The organism is Rhizobium sp. YS-1r (assembly GCF_000757525.1).
Taxonomy (GTDB): Bacteria; Pseudomonadota; Alphaproteobacteria; order Rhizobiales; family Rhizobiaceae; genus Neorhizobium; species Neorhizobium petrolearium.
Genome location: NZ_JPYQ01000029.1, coordinates 1 through 14,980, shown reverse-complemented (window position 1 = coordinate 14,980; position 14,980 = coordinate 1). Strand labels below are relative to the sequence as shown.

At 60.4% G+C, this 14,980-nt stretch carries 14 protein-coding genes; 10 read left to right on the top strand and 4 right to left on the bottom strand.

The window, feature by feature from the left end:
- Positions 1-245 precede the first annotated feature (245 nt).
- A complete protein-coding gene (locus JL39_RS19720) occupies positions 246-1,262 on the top strand; it encodes a porin (protein ID WP_037154578.1) in 1,017 nt (338 codons plus the stop codon).
- 115 nt (positions 1,263-1,377) lie between these two features.
- Here the strand turns inward: JL39_RS19720 and JL39_RS19715 are convergent, their stop codons facing one another.
- Positions 1,378-3,465, bottom strand: coding sequence for a lytic transglycosylase domain-containing protein (locus JL39_RS19715; RefSeq protein WP_037154575.1), 2,088 nt, complete (start codon positions 3,463-3,465; stop codon positions 1,378-1,380).
- Positions 3,466-3,681: 216 nt separating this feature from the next.
- Between JL39_RS19715 and dapA the strand changes: the two genes are divergently transcribed.
- The 5 genes from dapA to JL39_RS19690 all read left to right on the top strand — a co-directional run bounded on the left by dapA (position 3,682) and on the right by JL39_RS19690 (position 6,926).
- Entirely contained in the window at positions 3,682-4,566 is an 885-nt protein-coding gene (gene dapA, locus JL39_RS19710) for a 4-hydroxy-tetrahydrodipicolinate synthase (RefSeq protein ID WP_037154573.1), read from the top strand.
- Positions 4,567-4,685: 119 nt separating this feature from the next.
- Positions 4,686-5,162 carry an SsrA-binding protein SmpB gene (gene smpB, locus JL39_RS19705; RefSeq protein ID WP_037154571.1) on the top strand — a complete coding sequence of 159 codons (477 nt, stop codon included), beginning with the start codon at positions 4,686-4,688 and terminating at the stop codon, positions 5,160-5,162.
- 5 nt (positions 5,163-5,167) lie between these two features.
- Positions 5,168-5,581: a DUF3830 family protein gene (locus JL39_RS19700; RefSeq protein ID WP_037154569.1), complete on the top strand. Its 414-nt coding sequence runs from the start codon at positions 5,168-5,170 to the stop codon at positions 5,579-5,581.
- A gap of 49 nt (positions 5,582-5,630) precedes the next feature.
- Positions 5,631-5,915 (top strand): WYL domain-containing protein, encoded by a 285-nt coding sequence (locus JL39_RS19695; protein WP_037154566.1) that lies wholly within the window; start codon positions 5,631-5,633, stop codon positions 5,913-5,915.
- A gap of 66 nt (positions 5,916-5,981) precedes the next feature.
- Positions 5,982-6,926, top strand: a complete 945-nt coding sequence (locus JL39_RS19690; protein WP_052183007.1) for a YbhN family protein — start codon at positions 5,982-5,984, stop codon at positions 6,924-6,926.
- A gap of 258 nt (positions 6,927-7,184) precedes the next feature.
- Here the strand turns inward: JL39_RS19690 and JL39_RS19685 are convergent, their stop codons facing one another.
- Positions 7,185-8,255 carry a trifunctional transcriptional activator/DNA repair protein Ada/methylated-DNA--[protein]-cysteine S-methyltransferase gene (locus tag JL39_RS19685; protein ID WP_037154564.1) on the bottom strand — a complete coding sequence of 357 codons (1,071 nt, stop codon included), beginning with the start codon at positions 8,253-8,255 and terminating at the stop codon, positions 7,185-7,187.
- A 130-nt stretch (positions 8,256-8,385) separates the two neighbouring features.
- Complete coding sequence (locus tag JL39_RS19680; RefSeq protein ID WP_037154561.1) at positions 8,386-8,961, bottom strand: NYN domain-containing protein; 576 nt, start codon at positions 8,959-8,961, stop codon at positions 8,386-8,388.
- A gap of 289 nt (positions 8,962-9,250) precedes the next feature.
- Here JL39_RS19680 and rpoZ point away from each other — a divergent pair, with 289 nt between their 5' ends.
- On the top strand, positions 9,251-9,658 hold the full coding sequence (gene rpoZ / locus JL39_RS19675; RefSeq protein ID WP_037154557.1) for a DNA-directed RNA polymerase subunit omega: 408 nt from the start codon (positions 9,251-9,253) through the stop codon (positions 9,656-9,658).
- 219 nt (positions 9,659-9,877) lie between these two features.
- Positions 9,878-12,094: a bifunctional (p)ppGpp synthetase/guanosine-3',5'-bis(diphosphate) 3'-pyrophosphohydrolase gene (locus tag JL39_RS19670; RefSeq protein ID WP_037154554.1), complete on the top strand. Its 2,217-nt coding sequence runs from the start codon at positions 9,878-9,880 to the stop codon at positions 12,092-12,094.
- Between the two features lie 189 nt (positions 12,095-12,283).
- Here the strand turns inward: JL39_RS19670 and JL39_RS19665 are convergent, their stop codons facing one another.
- Positions 12,284-12,814 carry a hypothetical protein gene (locus tag JL39_RS19665; protein ID WP_244446926.1) on the bottom strand — a complete coding sequence of 177 codons (531 nt, stop codon included), beginning with the start codon at positions 12,812-12,814 and terminating at the stop codon, positions 12,284-12,286.
- A 494-nt stretch (positions 12,815-13,308) separates the two neighbouring features.
- Here JL39_RS19665 and JL39_RS19655 point away from each other — a divergent pair, with 494 nt between their 5' ends.
- Positions 13,309-14,670 (top strand): DUF1254 domain-containing protein, encoded by a 1,362-nt coding sequence (locus tag JL39_RS19655; RefSeq protein WP_244446925.1) that lies wholly within the window; start codon positions 13,309-13,311, stop codon positions 14,668-14,670.
- A gap of 25 nt (positions 14,671-14,695) precedes the next feature.
- On the top strand, positions 14,696-14,932 hold the full coding sequence (locus tag JL39_RS19650) for a hypothetical protein (RefSeq protein WP_037154546.1): 237 nt from the start codon (positions 14,696-14,698) through the stop codon (positions 14,930-14,932).
- The last annotated feature ends 48 nt before the right edge of the window (positions 14,933-14,980 follow it).

The window sequence follows — 14,980 nt, the reverse complement described above, 5'->3', positions numbered from 1 at the left end:
CGTACGCACGGTGGTGTGGGAGGAGGGATGCCGTAAGGCCCCTCCTACCCGATTGCTGATGTTAACTTCCACCTTTGGTGGTGGTGGTGATTTTGTGACAAAAAGGAGACGATGGCCTTTCAAATGCCTCGCGGGAGGATAGAGAGCCGGGGAACTTTGTTGCCGCTGATTGGCCTTCAGTAATAAGCTTTCTGCAGCATCTGGTGAATCAGATGCCCATTTTGAAATGACTGGAGGTCATGAAAATGAACATCAAGAGCCTTCTCCTCGGCTCCGCTGCTGCGCTTGCAGCAGCCTCTGGCGCTCAGGCTGCTGACGCCATCGTTGCTGCAGAACCGGAGCCGATGGAATACGTTCGCGTATGCGACGCATTCGGCACCGGCTATTTCTACATTCCGGGCACGGAAACCTGCCTCAAGATCGGCGGCTACGTCCGCTTCCAGGTCGATATCGGCGATAGCACGAACGGCTTCAATGGCGGCGACTGGGATGCCTGGACCCGCGGTCGTGTCGAAGTCACGTCCAAGAGCGACACCGAGCTTGGCACGCTGACCGGCTTCATTGCCATCCATGGTGAATCTTCCCGCGATTCTTCGAACAGCTCTAGCGATGATAACTTCTACTTCGATGAAGTCTACATCGAGCTCGGCGGCTTCAAGGTCGGTGATTACCTGAGCTGGTGGGATAACGATCTGCCGGGCGAACTCGATCTCCTGAGCAACCAGACCCGCTTCACCTCGGTATCCTACACCTATACCGGCGAAGCATTCACCGCCATGATCCAGGCCGACGAGATTTCGAACGAGATTTCTAGCGCGGGCGACGGTCAGGAATTTGGTATCCAGGGTGGCCTGCGGGCAGCTCTCGGTCCGGCAAACCTCGAACTCCTCGGCGCCTATGACAACCGCTCCGAAGACGGCGCGGTCCGCGCGATCGGTTCGATTGATGCCGGTCCGGGCACCTTCTACCTGTCCGTTCTCTGGTCGTCTGACCCGAGCGTCTACTATGAAGACGCCGAGTGGACGGTTGCTGCGAACTACGTCTGGAAGGCTACCGACAAGCTCGAAGTCATTCCGGAATTCCAGTATTTCTGGAATACGAATATCGTTGCGGGTAGCTACGATGACGGTGGCGATGACTGGGCTGCCGGTCTCACCGTCAACTACCAGATCACGGAAGGCCTGCGCAGCAAGTTTGCTGTCGGTTATGGCCATGAAGCCGACGAATGGGCCGGTCTCGTCCGCCTGCAGCGCGACTTCTGATCTGATCGTCTGATCTGAGCTTGAAGGCCCGGCCATTGCGCCGGGCCTTTTCGTTTATGGCGTGATGATAAGCTTTCGGAAGGTGGGGCATTGATGCTGGACGCCGTGAGCCCCGCTATTGCCGTCCGAACCGCAAGTCTGCCTCGATATCGGCCTTCTGGCCGAGGCGGATCTTGTAGACCTGGTAATTCTCCATCACCCGCTGCACGTAATTGCGCGTTTCGGGGAAGGGAATGCGCTCGATCCAGTCGACGATGTCATCGAGGGATTTCCCGCCCGGGTCGCCATAACGGGCGATCCACTCCGGCACACGGCGCGGACCGGCATTATAGGCGATGAAGGTCAGGATATAGGAGCCGCCGAACGTGTCGATCTGTTCGCCGAGATAGTGCGCGCCGAGCGTGGCGTTATAGCCGGCATCCGTGGTGAGCTTCGCGGCGGCGTAGGTGAGGCCGTGCCGCTTGGCGACGCCCTGGGCCGTGCCGGGCAGGAGCTGCAGGAGTCCGCGAGCATTGGCGGCTGAAACGGCGGCAGGGTTGAAGGCGCTTTCCTGGCGTGCAATGGCATAGGCGAGCGCCTTGCCGGAGCCGGCGATATTGGCGCCGGCCGGAATGACGCCGATCGGGAAAGCCAGCGCCGCGACCTCGATGCCACGGCCGAACGCGATCTTGCCGATCTGCAGCGAGAGGGCATGATTGTCCTGCGTTTCGGCGCGCGCGGCGAGAATCGCAAGCTCACCCGGGCTTGTCATTTCCTCGGCGAGTGCCCGGTAGAGCGTGCCGGCGCGTTTGCCGTGGCCTGCATCTTCCAGCCGGGCGATCGCTCTTACCGCCTCGCGGTTTTCGAAATTCCGCCGGTCGGCAGCAGTAGGCGAGGGGTAGCTCACGTCGAGCGTCTTGATGTCGAGGCGGGCGGCTGCAAGCTGACCGTAGAATGTTCCGGAATAATGCGCTGCCTTGGCGAAGAATTCGCGGGCGTTGCCGGGTGCACCGGCTTCGGCGGCCCGGCCGAGCCAGTACCAGGCGCGGGAAGCGGAGAGCGGCTTGTTCGACACATCAAGGATCTTGCGGAAGTGCTTTTCCGCGAGCGCCGGCTCGCGAAGCGCTCTCAGCGCGTACCAGCCGGCATGGAATTCCGCGTCGACCACATCGGTCGAGGAGGTCGCGAGATGATTGGCAACGACCGTGTAGGCGCGCTTGAAATCGCCCTGGTCGGCAAGGCCGCGGGCCACGATGCGCCGCTCGTTCCACCATTCGCTCGTGTTGACGAGCCTGGAAGCCTCGCGCGGCGCCTTTTCAATGAGTTCGGCCGCCTCGCGATATTTGTCCTGCCGGCGCAGATATTCTATCCGCGCGAAGAGATAGGCCGGATCATCCTTCCAGGACCGGTCGACCGCATTGAGAAGGGTCTCGGCATTCTTGGCGTTGCTGGTGACGCCCGCCCATGCCTTGTAGAGTGATTGCGCCTTGCCGAGATCGCCGAAGCGCTTGGCCTGCGTGGCGCGCCCCTTGTACATCAGCGTGTCCATGCGGGCCTTGTGATCGGCCGGCGAGAGGAGCGCCGGAAATTCGGCAAGGATCCTGTCTTCGGTCGGCTTGTCGAGCGTTTCGGAAAGCCAGATCTGACGCAGCGGACGCGCCGCCTCGCTGGTCTTTCCGGCGGCGACCAGCGCACGCGCCAGGATGATCGCGCCTTCCGTCGTTTCCGGCCGTGTCGAGCCGAAGGCGGCAAGCACGGTGGAGGCCGACGGATTTTCCCGATAGAGGGCGCGCTCGGAATTGGCGCGCAGGTTTTTGAGGCCGGGCCAGCCTTTCAGTTCCCGCTGCGCGGCGGCGATTTCGCCGGACGGAACGCCCGGCGCGCCGGACGTGGCGATCGCCCAGGTCAGGATATGCCGGTCGAGTGAACCTTCGGAGAGCCCGTTGCGGGTGGCAAGTGCTGTTGCGATATCGTTGCGGGAAAGGGCGTCGAGCCCTTCTCTCAACACGCCGGCCGGCTGCAGCCTTCCCGTGCGCGGGATCGCGCCTGTGATATCCGGCGAAGGCGTGGTTGGCACCGGCATGGCGGTAGGCATTGCGCGCGCGACGGGATCTTCCGGCTTGACGAAGGGCAGCGGTACGGCGCTTTCAGGAGATGCGGCAAAACCGGGCACGCTCGCAGCACCAAGCCCCAGAGCAGCGAGGATCAGAACGGGCCTATTCATCCGGTAACTCGTCGTGAAGATATCTAACCCCTATTAGCCGCCGAGCGGATTAACGAAACCTTACCATATTTATGAAAATGCGCGATTTCTTATATGAGATTCCGCATGAAATCCCTTGTCGTCACGCTTGTCGCCGCTTTCCCGCCGCTTTATTGTGCGCGACCTTAGTCACGGATTGCGGCCGAAGCATGGATTGCGGCCGATTGGGAGCTTTGCATGTTCAAGGGATCGATCCCCGCCCTCGTCACCCCCTTCACCACCGATGGTTCGGTGGATGAAGACGCCTTTGCCGCGCATGTGGAATGGCAGATCGGTGAAGGCAGCAGCGGCCTGGTGCCGGTCGGCACCACCGGTGAATCGCCGACACTGTCCCATGACGAGCACAAGCGCGTCGTGGAACTCTGCGTCAAGGTGGCCAAAAAGCGGGTTCCGGTCATCGCCGGTGCGGGCTCCAACAACACGCGGGAAGCGATCGAACTGGCCGTGCACGCGGAAAACGCGGGCGCCGACGCTATCCTGGTCGTGACGCCTTATTACAACAAGCCGACGCAGAAGGGGTTGATCGCGCATTTCTCGGCGATCGCCGAAGCCGTAAGGCTGCCGATCATCATCTACAACATCCCGCCGCGCTCGGTCATCGACATGTCGCCGGAGACGATGGGTGCGCTGGCGAAGTCTCATAGGAACATCGTCGGCGTGAAGGATGCGACCGGCAAGCTGGAACGCGTCTCCGAGCAGCGCATCACCTGCGGCAAGGAGTTCGTTCAGTTGTCGGGTGAGGATGCGACCGCGCTCGGTTTCAATGCCCACGGCGGTGTCGGGTGCATCTCGGTCACGGCCAATGTCGCACCGCGTCTGTGCGCCGACTTTCAGGCCACGATGCTGGACGGCAATTACGCGAAGGCGCTCGAATACCAGGATCGGCTGATGCCGCTCCACAAGGCGATCTTCATGGAGCCCGGCCTTTGCGGCGCTAAATATGCCCTGCACAGATTGCGCGGCATGAACCGCATGGTGCGTTCCCCGTTGATCTCGACGCTGGAGCCGGCGACGGAAGCGGCGATCGACGCGGCCATGCGTCACGCGGGGCTCTTGAACTGAAGCGAACGCTGCAGAAGCTTCACATTTCACGTCTCGCGCATTAGATAAGGATCGAACCCCGCTCATCGCCCATGGGCGGGGATTTATGTTCAGAAAAAGGGCGGAACGGAATCTATCCCATGGCACCCAAAGGCAGCCAGCGCACGGTCAACAAGATTGTCGCGGAAAACCGCAAGGCCCGCTTCAACTATGAAATCATCGACACTTACGAGGCCGGCCTGGTGTTGACAGGGACCGAGGTCAAGTCGCTGCGCGACGGCAAGGCGAATATCGCCGAATCCTACGCTTCGGACGAGGGCGATGAGATCTGGCTCATCAATTCGCACCTGCCGGAATATCTGCAGGCGAACCGTTTCAATCACGAGCCGCGCCGCCGCCGCAAGCTGCTGCTCTCGAAGCGTGAGATCAACCGTCTGCGTGCCGCCATCAATCGTGAAGGCATGACGCTGGTGCCGCTGAAGATCTATTTCAACGAGAAGGGCCGTGCCAAACTGGAACTCGCGCTCGCCAAGGGCAAGAAGCTGCACGACAAGCGCGAGACGGAGAAGGAGCGCGACTGGAACCGCCAGAAATCGCGGCTGTTGAAGGCGAACTGACCGGCATGGAAGGCTTGCGCATCACGGTCGGCCCGTTTGCCTTCATCGCCCGTTTCGAGCGCGAAAAGGCGCCTGAGACCTGCCGCATCTTCGAGACCTTCCTGCCGTTCCGCAACCAGGTCATCCATTCCCGCTGGAGCGGCGAGGCGGTCTGGGTGCCGCTCGGTGATTTCCAGTTCGGCGCGGGTTTCGAAAACCACACTTGCCATCCCTCGCGTGGCGATATCCTGCTTTATCCCGGTGGCCACAGCGAGACGGAGCTGCTGTTTGCCTACGGCAGCTCCTCGTTTGCGAGCAAGATGGGCGCTCTTGCTGGCAATCACTTCCTGACGGTTATCGAAGGTCGCGAGCAGCTCGAGGAAATGGGCAGGCTGGTGCTCTGGAAAGGCGCCCAGGACATAAACTTCGACGTCTGCTGACACCCCTGAACTTTGCTCTTTCCCGCTCGTTGTGGGTGAGAGGTGAGGCATGGGCTATCCGGATATCATCATCGACGCGATCGACCGGCGGAAGGTTCTTGAACTCCGCTACAAGGATGTGGCGCGCAGGGTGCGGCCGCATATCCTGGGATATGTGGGGACGGGCGAACTGGCTCTGAGCGGCTGGCAGATTTCCGGCACCGGGGCCGGCTGGCGGCTCTTTCATGTTGATGACATCAGCGAGCTTGCCGAAACGGATCAGAGGTTTCATGGCACGGCGCGCGGCTATAATCGCAACGATCCCGCATTTTCGCGCATCATCGGCCGTATCTGAAATTCCCGTCCAGGAACAATCTCCGCATCCGCCCGTTGCGGTTCATTCCGTGGACACGAGCAGGCGATGGCGAAGAAAATTCTCACTTACGTTACGGTGGTCATCGGCTTCGGTTTGGCCGGCTACCTTCTCTACCATACATTCCGTGAATACTCGGCTTCGGAGATTGTCGACTCTGTCAAGGCCATTCCGATCGTCAATCTCCTGGCCGCGTTCGGCTTCGCCTTCGGTTCCTATCTCTGCCTGACCGGTTTCGACTGGGCAGGCGTGCGTTATGTGAAGAACGACCTTGCTTATCCGAAGATCGCGCTCGCCTCCTTCGTGGCGCTGTCGATCGGTCAGAGCGTCGGCCTCGCCGGGCTCAGCAGCGGCGGGTTGCGTTACCGTTATTACGCCCATTGGGGCATGAGCACGGAAGATGTTGCCAAGATCGTGCTGCTCTCAGGCGTCACGGTCGGTCTCGGCATGACCGTACTCTCGGGCATCGTTCTCATCGTCAATCCGAAGGATGCCGCATCGGTGTTGCGCATGGGCGAGGGTGTCACCCGGGCGATCGGCTTTGCCTGCTTTGCCGCAACGGCCGGTTATCTGGCGCTCGCGGCCTTCCTCCGCACACCCTTGAAGGTACGGGCGTGGACGTTTCAGATGCCGACCTTAAGGATCGCCGTCGCCCAGGTGGTGATCGGCACGATCAACTTTGCCCTCGTGTCCGCCTGCCTGCGTGAGGTCATGGCTGCGACGGCGGATGTGAGCTATCTGAAAGCGGCGACTGCTTTCGTCCTCGCCAATCTGGCGATTCTCATCACTCATGCGCCCGGCGGTCTCGGCGTACTGGAAGCGACCGTCAGGCACGTAATGGGCGATGCGGCCTCGATCGGCTCGCTGGTCGCCTTTCGGGTGATCTATTTTTTCATCCCGTTCTTTATCGGCCTGCCGCTGGCCGTGATCGTCGAAGGGATCTTCCGGGCGAAGAAGGCCAAAGCGGCAGTCGCGCTCGGGGCTTCAGCTTAGCGAACCGGCATCTGTGTGAGCTTTGGTGGGTGGCGCCACCCCCCCTCTGTCCTGCCGGACATCTCCCCCTCAAGGGGGGAGATCACAAGCGGCACGACCGCCATTCCCCAAGTCCTTGTGGAGAAATCTTTAAGCAGAGAGTGAAGCCTCAGAAAGTGGAATCTTAAAGAGAAAGCGGTGAGCCCGCCACCAGCCGATCTCCCCCCTTGAGGGGGAGATGCCCGGCAGGGCAGAGGGGGGTATGCTGGGGCACGCCGCTCAACCGTCGCTAACCTTCCGCACCGCCATCCGCCGCTCATGCTCGATAAGCCAGCGCTTGCGCCACAGCCCGCCGCCATAACCGGTCAGGCTGCCGTCGGCGCCAAGCACGCGGTGGCAGGGAATGACGATTGCGATCTGGTTGGCGCCGTTGGCGCCCGCGACGGCGCGGGTGGAGGAGGGGAGGCCGAGTTCTGCGGCAATCGAACCATAGGTGCGCGACACGCCGACCGGGATCGCCCTGAGCGCCTCCCAGACCTGCCGCTGGAACGGTGAGCCGTGGCCGGCAAGCCGTGTCCTGAAGCCGCGATCCTCGCCGGCGAAATAGGCCTTCAGTTCCTCTTCGATCTCGTCGATCGGCGGATGCCGGCCCATGATGATGCCGCTGCCGGTAAATTTCTGAAGCTTTCTGATTTCAGCCGGCAGGGCCTTGCGTTCAGCGAATTCGAGGAGATGCAGGGCATGCTGGTCGGCGATCGCCATCATCGGTCCGATCGGTGTCTCGATCCAGTCGGCACGAAGCAGCGTCTTGTCGCGCAGGTTGGCGGGAGCCGCGCCGAAGAGCTTCGTCATGGCGCTGCGAAAACCGCTGCCGGATTCATAGCCGGCGTCAAGCTGCGCATCGATGACGCTCGCGCCGGACGTCAGTATCTCGGCCGCCTTGCCCATTCGCCTCAGCCTGGCGATCTCCAGGAAGCTCATGCCGAACTGCCGCTTGAACGCGCGCCTGGCGGTGGAAGGGTCGACGCCAAGCGAGCCCACGTCGTCCTCGCTCCAGCGGCGGTGCGGATCGGCATCGAGCGCATTGAGGAGCCGCGTCACCATCGGGTCTGTCTCGCCGAGTTTCAGCATCGGTCGGCAGCGGCTGCAGGGGCGAAAGCCCGCCTCCAGGCATTCCGCGATCGTGCCGTAAAATGTGGTGTTCCCGCGCTTCGGCTTGCGGGCCGGGCAGGTGAGGCGGCAGAAAATGCCGGTCGTCTTCACGGCCGCCCATGCAAAACCTTCATAGGCTGCATCGCGGGCGACCAGGGCTTCGTAGAGGATATCGTCGGAAGGGCGTTTGAAAAGCATGGAGCTTTCTAACCCGAAATCAAAAAAGGCGCCGCCGAAAAACGGGCGCCTATTCTTTATCGCATCTCGCGCAAAAGTGTACGGCGGTCTTGCCGAAACGACATGCGCAGAACATTGCCGTCGCTTGAGATCAGAGATCGACCGCTTCGGCAGATTCCGTCGGGCGGACCGGACGCTCGGAAGGATCGCGGCCGACTTCTGCCTTGAGCGTCATCAGGTCGATGAAGTGGTCAGCCTGGCGGCGCAGGTCGTCGGCGATCATCGGCGGCTGGGTGGACATCGTGGAGACGACCGAAACCTTGCGGCCCTTGCGCTGCAAGGCCTCCACCAGCGTCGTGAAATCGCCGTCGCCGGAGAAGAGCACGAGATGGTCGACCGTTTCCGATTGTTCCATGGCATCGATCGCGAGTTCGATATCCATGTTGCCCTTGATCTTCCGGCGGCCCATGCTGTCGGTAAATTCCTTGGCGGGCTTGGTGATCACCTTGTAGCCGTTATAATCGAGCCAGTCGATCAGCGGGCGGATGGAGGAATATTCCTGATCCTCGATCAGAGCCGTATAATAGTAGGCCCGCAAGAGATAACCGCGCTTCTGGAAAGCCTTCAACAGTTTCCGGTAGTCAATATCAAAACCGAGGCTTTTCGATGCAGCGTAAAGATTGGCGCCGTCAATGAAGAGAGCAATCTTCTCTCTTGGGTCAAACATATGGTCTCCATCCCCTTGTTCTTATAAACCTGCTTGGCAGGCAGGGCCTTGGTCAATATAAGCTGAACCAAACCCGTGAATAATCCACTACATTACGAACTATTCATATAAATGTCATTTATGGCACGATTCGTAATAATCCAAGCAGCCTGCGGTTGAATCTCTTTGGTGCTCCATGGGGCCCTGGTCGAAGGTATTCAGACCGCGTTCGTCAGAAAAACTTGAATTTGCCGCGCAATGGCTGTATCGGGCGTATCAATCCCGAAATTCATGACCCAAAGGACAGGCAATGGCCCGTGTCACAGTAGAAGATTGCATCGACAAAGTCGATAACCGTTTTGAGCTCGTTCTTCTTGCGAGCCATCGGGCCCGGCAGATTTCGCAGGGCGCGTCCATCACGATCGACCGCGACAATGACAAGAATCCAGTCGTCGCCCTTCGCGAAATCGCCGACGAGACACTTTCGCCCGACGACCTCAAGGAAGACCTCATCCATTCGCTTCAGAAGCATGTGGAAGTGGACGAGCCCGAGCCCGATCCGGCTTCGCTGATCGCCGCCGGCGGCGTTGCCGTGGCCTCCGACCGCGACGAGGAAGAGGAACTTCCCGAAACCGTCACTTTCGATCAGATGTCGGAAGAGGAACTGCTGGCGGGTATCGAAGGCCTCGTGCCGCCGGAAAAGAGCGACGATTACTAAGAGCGACGAATACTGAACGAAATCTTTGTTTGGCAAGTTTTCGTTCATCCTCTCGCCCTAATCTGGCTGGATGTTTTATGATGGCTGCGCCAATCTGACGGTTGGCGCGCCATTTTCTTTTCGCCCGGTGCCGTTGCCCGCCATGGGGAAACGGTTGGCAACCGGTTCCGGGCATCCCTAAACGTGTCAAGACGAGCGGTATCGAGGACTTTTTTCAGGATGATGCGGCAATACGAGCTCGTCGAGCGGGTTCAGAAATACAAGCCCGATGCCAACGAAGCTCTCCTCAACAAGGCCTATGTCTACGCCATGCAAAAGCATGGCCAGCAGAAGCGCGCCAGCGGTGACCCTTATATCTCTCATCCGCTCGAAGTGGCCGCGATCCTGACCGACATGCACCTGGACGAATCCACGATCGCGGTCGCCCTGCTGCATGACACGATCGAGGACACGACCGCCACCCGCGCCGAGATCGATGAGCTCTTCGGCGAGGATATCGGCCGGCTGGTCGAGGGGCTGACGAAGCTGAAACGTCTCGACCTCGTCTCCAAGAAGGCCAAGCAGGCGGAGAACCTGCGCAAGCTGCTGCTTGCCATTTCCGATGACGTGCGCGTCCTGCTCGTCAAACTCGCCGACCGGCTCCACAACATGCGCACGCTGGAGCACATGAAGCCGGAGCAGAAGGCGCGCATTTCCGAAGAGACCATGGATATCTATGCGCCGCTCGCCGGTCGCATGGGCATGCAGGACATGCGCGACGAGCTGGAGGAGCTCGCCTTCCGCAACCTTAATCCGGAGGCCCACGAGACGGTCACCAAGAGGCTGGCCGAGCTGGAGGCCCGCAACGAAGGCCTCATCAAGAAGATCGAAGACGAGTTGCGCGAACTGCTGATCGCCAACGGCCTGACCGATGCCTTCGTGAAGGGGCGGCAGAAGAAACCCTATTCGGTCTTCCGCAAGATGCAGTCGAAGTCGCTCTCCTTCGAGCAGCTTTCGGACGTCTACGGTTTCCGCATCATCGTCGGCGACATCCCGTCCTGTTACCGCGCGCTCGGCATCGTCCACACCCGCTGGCGCGTCGTGCCGGGCCGCTTCAAGGACTACATCTCCAATCCGAAGCAGAACGACTACCGCTCGATCCACACGACGATCGTCGGTCCGTCGCGCCAGCGCATCGAGCTGCAGATCCGCACCCAGCTCATGCAGGAGATCGCCGAATACGGTATCGCAGCCCATGCGCTTTACAAGGATGGCAGGGCAGGGGAACTCCTGCCGAGGGAATCCAACGCCTATTCCTGGCTGCGTCATACGATCGAGTCGCTGGCAGAAGGCGACAATCCGGAAGAATTCCTGGAGCATACAAAACTTGAACTCTTCCAGGACCAGGTCTTCTGCTTCACGCCGAAGGGCAAGCTGATCGCGCTTCCGCGCGGCGCGACGCCGATCGATTTCGCCTACGCGGTCCACACGAACATCGGCGACACGACCGTCGGCGCCAAGATCAACGGCCGTATCATGCCGCTCGTGACACGGCTCAACAACGGCGACGAGGTGGAGATCATTCGCTCGGGCGTGCAGGTGCCGCCGGCCGCCTGGGAGGAGATCGTCGTGACCGGCAAGGCCCGCTCGGCGATCCGCCGCGCCACCCGCATGGCGATCCGCAAGCAATATTCCGGCCTCGGCCACCGCATTCTGGAGCGCACCTTCGAGCGGGCCGGCAAGATCTTTTCTCGTGATGCGCTGAAGCCCGCGCTGCCCCGGCTGGCGTATAAGGACGTCGAGGATGCGATTGCCGCTGTCGGCCGCGGCGAGCTCTCCTCGCTGGACGTGCTGCGCGCCGTCTTCCCCGACTATCAGGACGAGCGGGTGACGGTGAAGCCCGCCGCCGACGACGGCTGGTTCAATATGCGCAGCGCATCGGGCATGATCTTCAAGCTGCCGAACCAGCGGCGCGTCGGACCGGAAGAGATCGAGGCGGGCCCCGACCCGCTGCCGATCCGCGGCCTTTCCGGCAATATGCAGGTGCGGTTCGCTCCAAGCGGCGCGGTGCCCGGCGACCGCATTGTCGGCATCATGGAGAGGGACAAGGGCATCACCATCTACCCGATCCAGGCGTCTGCCCTGCAGCGTTTCGATGACCAGCCGGAGCGCTGGATTGACGTGCGCTGGGACCTCGACGAGGCGAACAAGTCACGCTTTCTCGCCAGGATCGAGGTCAACACGCTGAACGAACCCGGCACGCTTGCAACCGTCGCCCAGACGATCGCCGGGCTCGACATCAATATCCGCACGCTGACGATGGGCAGCAACCGCGCCGACGACTTCTCCGAGATCACCATGGAAGTCGAGGTCTGGGACCTGAGGCAGCTCAACCAGCTCCTGCTGCAGATGAAGGAACTCGACGTCGTCGCGAACGTGAAGCGGGTGTATGATTAGTGCAGGCCGGTCCAGACGCTTGGATTGAATGACTGCCTTGCGCCAATTGCGGACGGATGAAGTGTGCGTCGTTGGCCGTGGCAGCACGCCTGATTGCCGCGGCGCTGAAAGCGAAAGCGACCATTCCATACCTGGCGCAGCATCTTCCGAGTGTCGACCGTCAGCAGTGCAGACTGAGCCGCCGTTCGTCTAATCGTTCAGCGCACTTTCGCTTGGATCGAAGAAACTCGGCAATAATATTGAAAGCCCAAGCCCCTGCCAGTCTTTAATCTCGACAAATCTCTCGGGTTCCCAGGCCGGACCAGCCTTGCCATGCTCGTTTCTCGGGTAGAGCATCGATGCAGGAACCGTATGCCCGTTCTCCACTTTCAAATCGGTTATCTGCCCATTCTCGTCTTTCACGCGATACTCAGTCGTATTCTCTTTTGAAGAAAAACCGAGGTGAGCTAATGCATACGGCCATGCGAGAAGAATCGGTCCGATGACCCGTTTCCTCTGGCGCGTTCCCGCCAGAAATTTCTCTGCGGCGGCTTCAATTTGGCCCAAAGGTGTGCCGTTGACTGCTATCAGCTCTCCTCTTGGCGCAGTTGTTTCTAGTGCCGTGTCAGTTAACTGCACCACCGTCCCGACGCTCACAAACCTCAGCGGGAGCACCGAGATGGAATCGTTCGGGATCAGCCGTGTGTGTCCGTTGTCGGGAAGTGCGAGTAGGCGCATCACTCATAAGCCTCCGCAAGCTCCTTCAATGTCTCGTCGTGGCCGTAGAGAATTTGCAGTTCGCCTCGGATCGCTGGGAACCGGATCATCAACTTGAGCAGCCCTCTCGACCCAGCATTCATCGGAGCGCCCAATAATCCCGATTGCACCACCGGACCCGCCACCATTTGTGACGCGGCCAGTATTAGCATCTGAGTCGGCTGCAACCGAGTACGTAACGGTAACATCGAGCTTTGTAACTGTTGCGTACTTCGCTTTCATAGACATCTGGACGATGATGGCGTCACGACGGATATGGTGCGGAAAGCTGATCGCTGATTGTGAGCTGCGCGGCTATCGGAGTCCAAAAGGCAAGCGTGACGAGGCACCCGCTCGTCGCGATGCCTCGCCCGACGTGTACACGCTGTTAATTCGTCTCCTGAACAAGGAAAGGATGTCCAATGCGGAAAGCTCTTATAAGCGCACTCGCAGCGATTTGCCTGGTTTGGACAACGCCCATGGCAGAAGCGCAGCACTTCACGCCCGAGGACATCGAAGCCCGGGCCATCCACCGCCGCGCCGTCGAGGCGGTAGTATGGGGCATGCCCGCGGTCAACTACGATCTGATGATGCAGGAAATGCTGACCAAGACCAGCGCGAAACCGCATCAGGTGGTTTACTGGGGCCGCGCGCTCGACTGGATGAACCAGACGCTCACGCCCAATCCGGACACGCTTTATTTCATGGTGTTCTTCGACACCCGCCAGGGGCCGATCGTCATCGACGTGCCGCCCGCCAACGGCGGCTCGCTCAACGGCAACATCGTCACCTTGTGGCAGATGCCGCTCGAGGATGTCGGTCTCCTCGGCCTGGACAAGGGTGCCGGCGGCAAGTTCGTGGTCCTGCCGCCTGGATATACCGATAAAGTCCCAGAAGGTTATGTTGCGCTCCAGTCCGATACGTTCGGCGGCTACGCCCTCCTGCGATCGAACTTTAACAGTCACAGCGACGAGGACATCGCCAAGTCCATAGCCTACGGCAAGAAGGTCAAGGTCTATCCGCTCTCGCAAGCCGAAAACCCGTCCGAGACAACCTTCATCGACGCGCAGGATGTGCTGTTCGACTCCACGATCCAGTTCGACGCGACCTTCTTCGAACACCTCAACCGCATCATCCAGAGCGAACCATGGATCGCCCGGGACCGTCACATGATCGATCAGCTCAGGACGCTCGGTATCGAGAAGGGTAAGTCCTTCAAGCCGGACGCGCAAACACGTCGCATTTTCGACTCCGCCGCGGTGGAAGCAAAAGCGTGGCTGGATGCCAAGTACGAAGCCGGCTGGGCTTCCTTCTTCGAGGGAACCTACTGGCGGCCGGGCGGCATACCGGAACTCGCCAAGGCGATGTCGGCGAACTATACGGAAATGGATTCCTATCCCACGGACTGGCGGGGCGTGATCTATACGCTGGGGTACGTCGGCATCAAACGGCTCGGGGTCGGGCAATTCTACCTGCTCACGCCCAAGGATAAGGACGGCGAGCTTCTCGACGGCGCTGACACCTACAAGCTTACCGTTCCGGCGAACGCTCCCGTCGACCAGTATTGGTCGGTGACGGTGTACGATCGCCAGACCCACGCACTGGTGAGGAATATGAACCGCGCCAGCCGGGCCTCGAACAGTAACGAACTGCAGAAGAACACCGACGGCTCGGTCGATATCTATTTCGGCCCGAGTACGCCTCCCGGCAAGGAGACGAACTGGGTACCCACTGACCCGCTTCGCGAATTCGAACTCATGTTCCGCGCCTATGGACCGAAGAGAGAGTTTTTCGACAAGGCCTGGGTTCTTCCCGACGTCGAGAAAGTCGCTGCCCAGTGACGCGATTGCACACAAGGAGTGCGTGATGACAAAGCTTCAAGGTATTGCCGTCGCCGTCTCGCTGTCTCTCCTGGCACCGGGCATCTACGCTCATGCGCAGGAATACACCTTCAAGGGAGGGTATCCGACGCCCGAGACGATCGAGGAAGCCTTCGACGATCTCGATCTAAACCGTGCCGTCCACGCCTACCGCTTCTTCTACCCGACAGTGTCCAGCGCCGCTATCTATGAGGAAATGCTCCGCGTGGGAGCCGAACTATAGCGCGGCGATCTGGGAGGAACTTGCGCGACAATCTAGATGGGACTTTTG

Coding starts and splice junctions, on each gene's coding strand:
- JL39_RS19720 (WP_037154578.1), top strand. CDS start 246: ATGAACATCAAGAGCCTTCTCCTCGGCTCCGCTGCTGCGCTTGCAGCA.
- JL39_RS19715 (WP_037154575.1), bottom strand. CDS start 3,465: ATGAATAGGCCCGTTCTGATCCTCGCTGCTCTGGGGCTTGGTGCTGCG.
- dapA (WP_037154573.1), top strand. CDS start 3,682: ATGTTCAAGGGATCGATCCCCGCCCTCGTCACCCCCTTCACCACCGAT.
- smpB (WP_037154571.1), top strand. CDS start 4,686: ATGGCACCCAAAGGCAGCCAGCGCACGGTCAACAAGATTGTCGCGGAA.
- JL39_RS19700 (WP_037154569.1), top strand. CDS start 5,168: ATGGAAGGCTTGCGCATCACGGTCGGCCCGTTTGCCTTCATCGCCCGT.
- JL39_RS19695 (WP_037154566.1), top strand. CDS start 5,631: ATGGGCTATCCGGATATCATCATCGACGCGATCGACCGGCGGAAGGTT.
- JL39_RS19690 (WP_052183007.1), top strand. CDS start 5,982: ATGGCGAAGAAAATTCTCACTTACGTTACGGTGGTCATCGGCTTCGGT.
- JL39_RS19685 (WP_037154564.1), bottom strand. CDS start 8,255: ATGCTTTTCAAACGCCCTTCCGACGATATCCTCTACGAAGCCCTGGTC.
- JL39_RS19680 (WP_037154561.1), bottom strand. CDS start 8,961: ATGTTTGACCCAAGAGAGAAGATTGCTCTCTTCATTGACGGCGCCAAT.
- rpoZ (WP_037154557.1), top strand. CDS start 9,251: ATGGCCCGTGTCACAGTAGAAGATTGCATCGACAAAGTCGATAACCGT.
- JL39_RS19670 (WP_037154554.1), top strand. CDS start 9,878: ATGATGCGGCAATACGAGCTCGTCGAGCGGGTTCAGAAATACAAGCCC.
- JL39_RS19655 (WP_244446925.1), top strand. CDS start 13,309: ATGGCAGAAGCGCAGCACTTCACGCCCGAGGACATCGAAGCCCGGGCC.
- JL39_RS19650 (WP_037154546.1), top strand. CDS start 14,696: ATGACAAAGCTTCAAGGTATTGCCGTCGCCGTCTCGCTGTCTCTCCTG.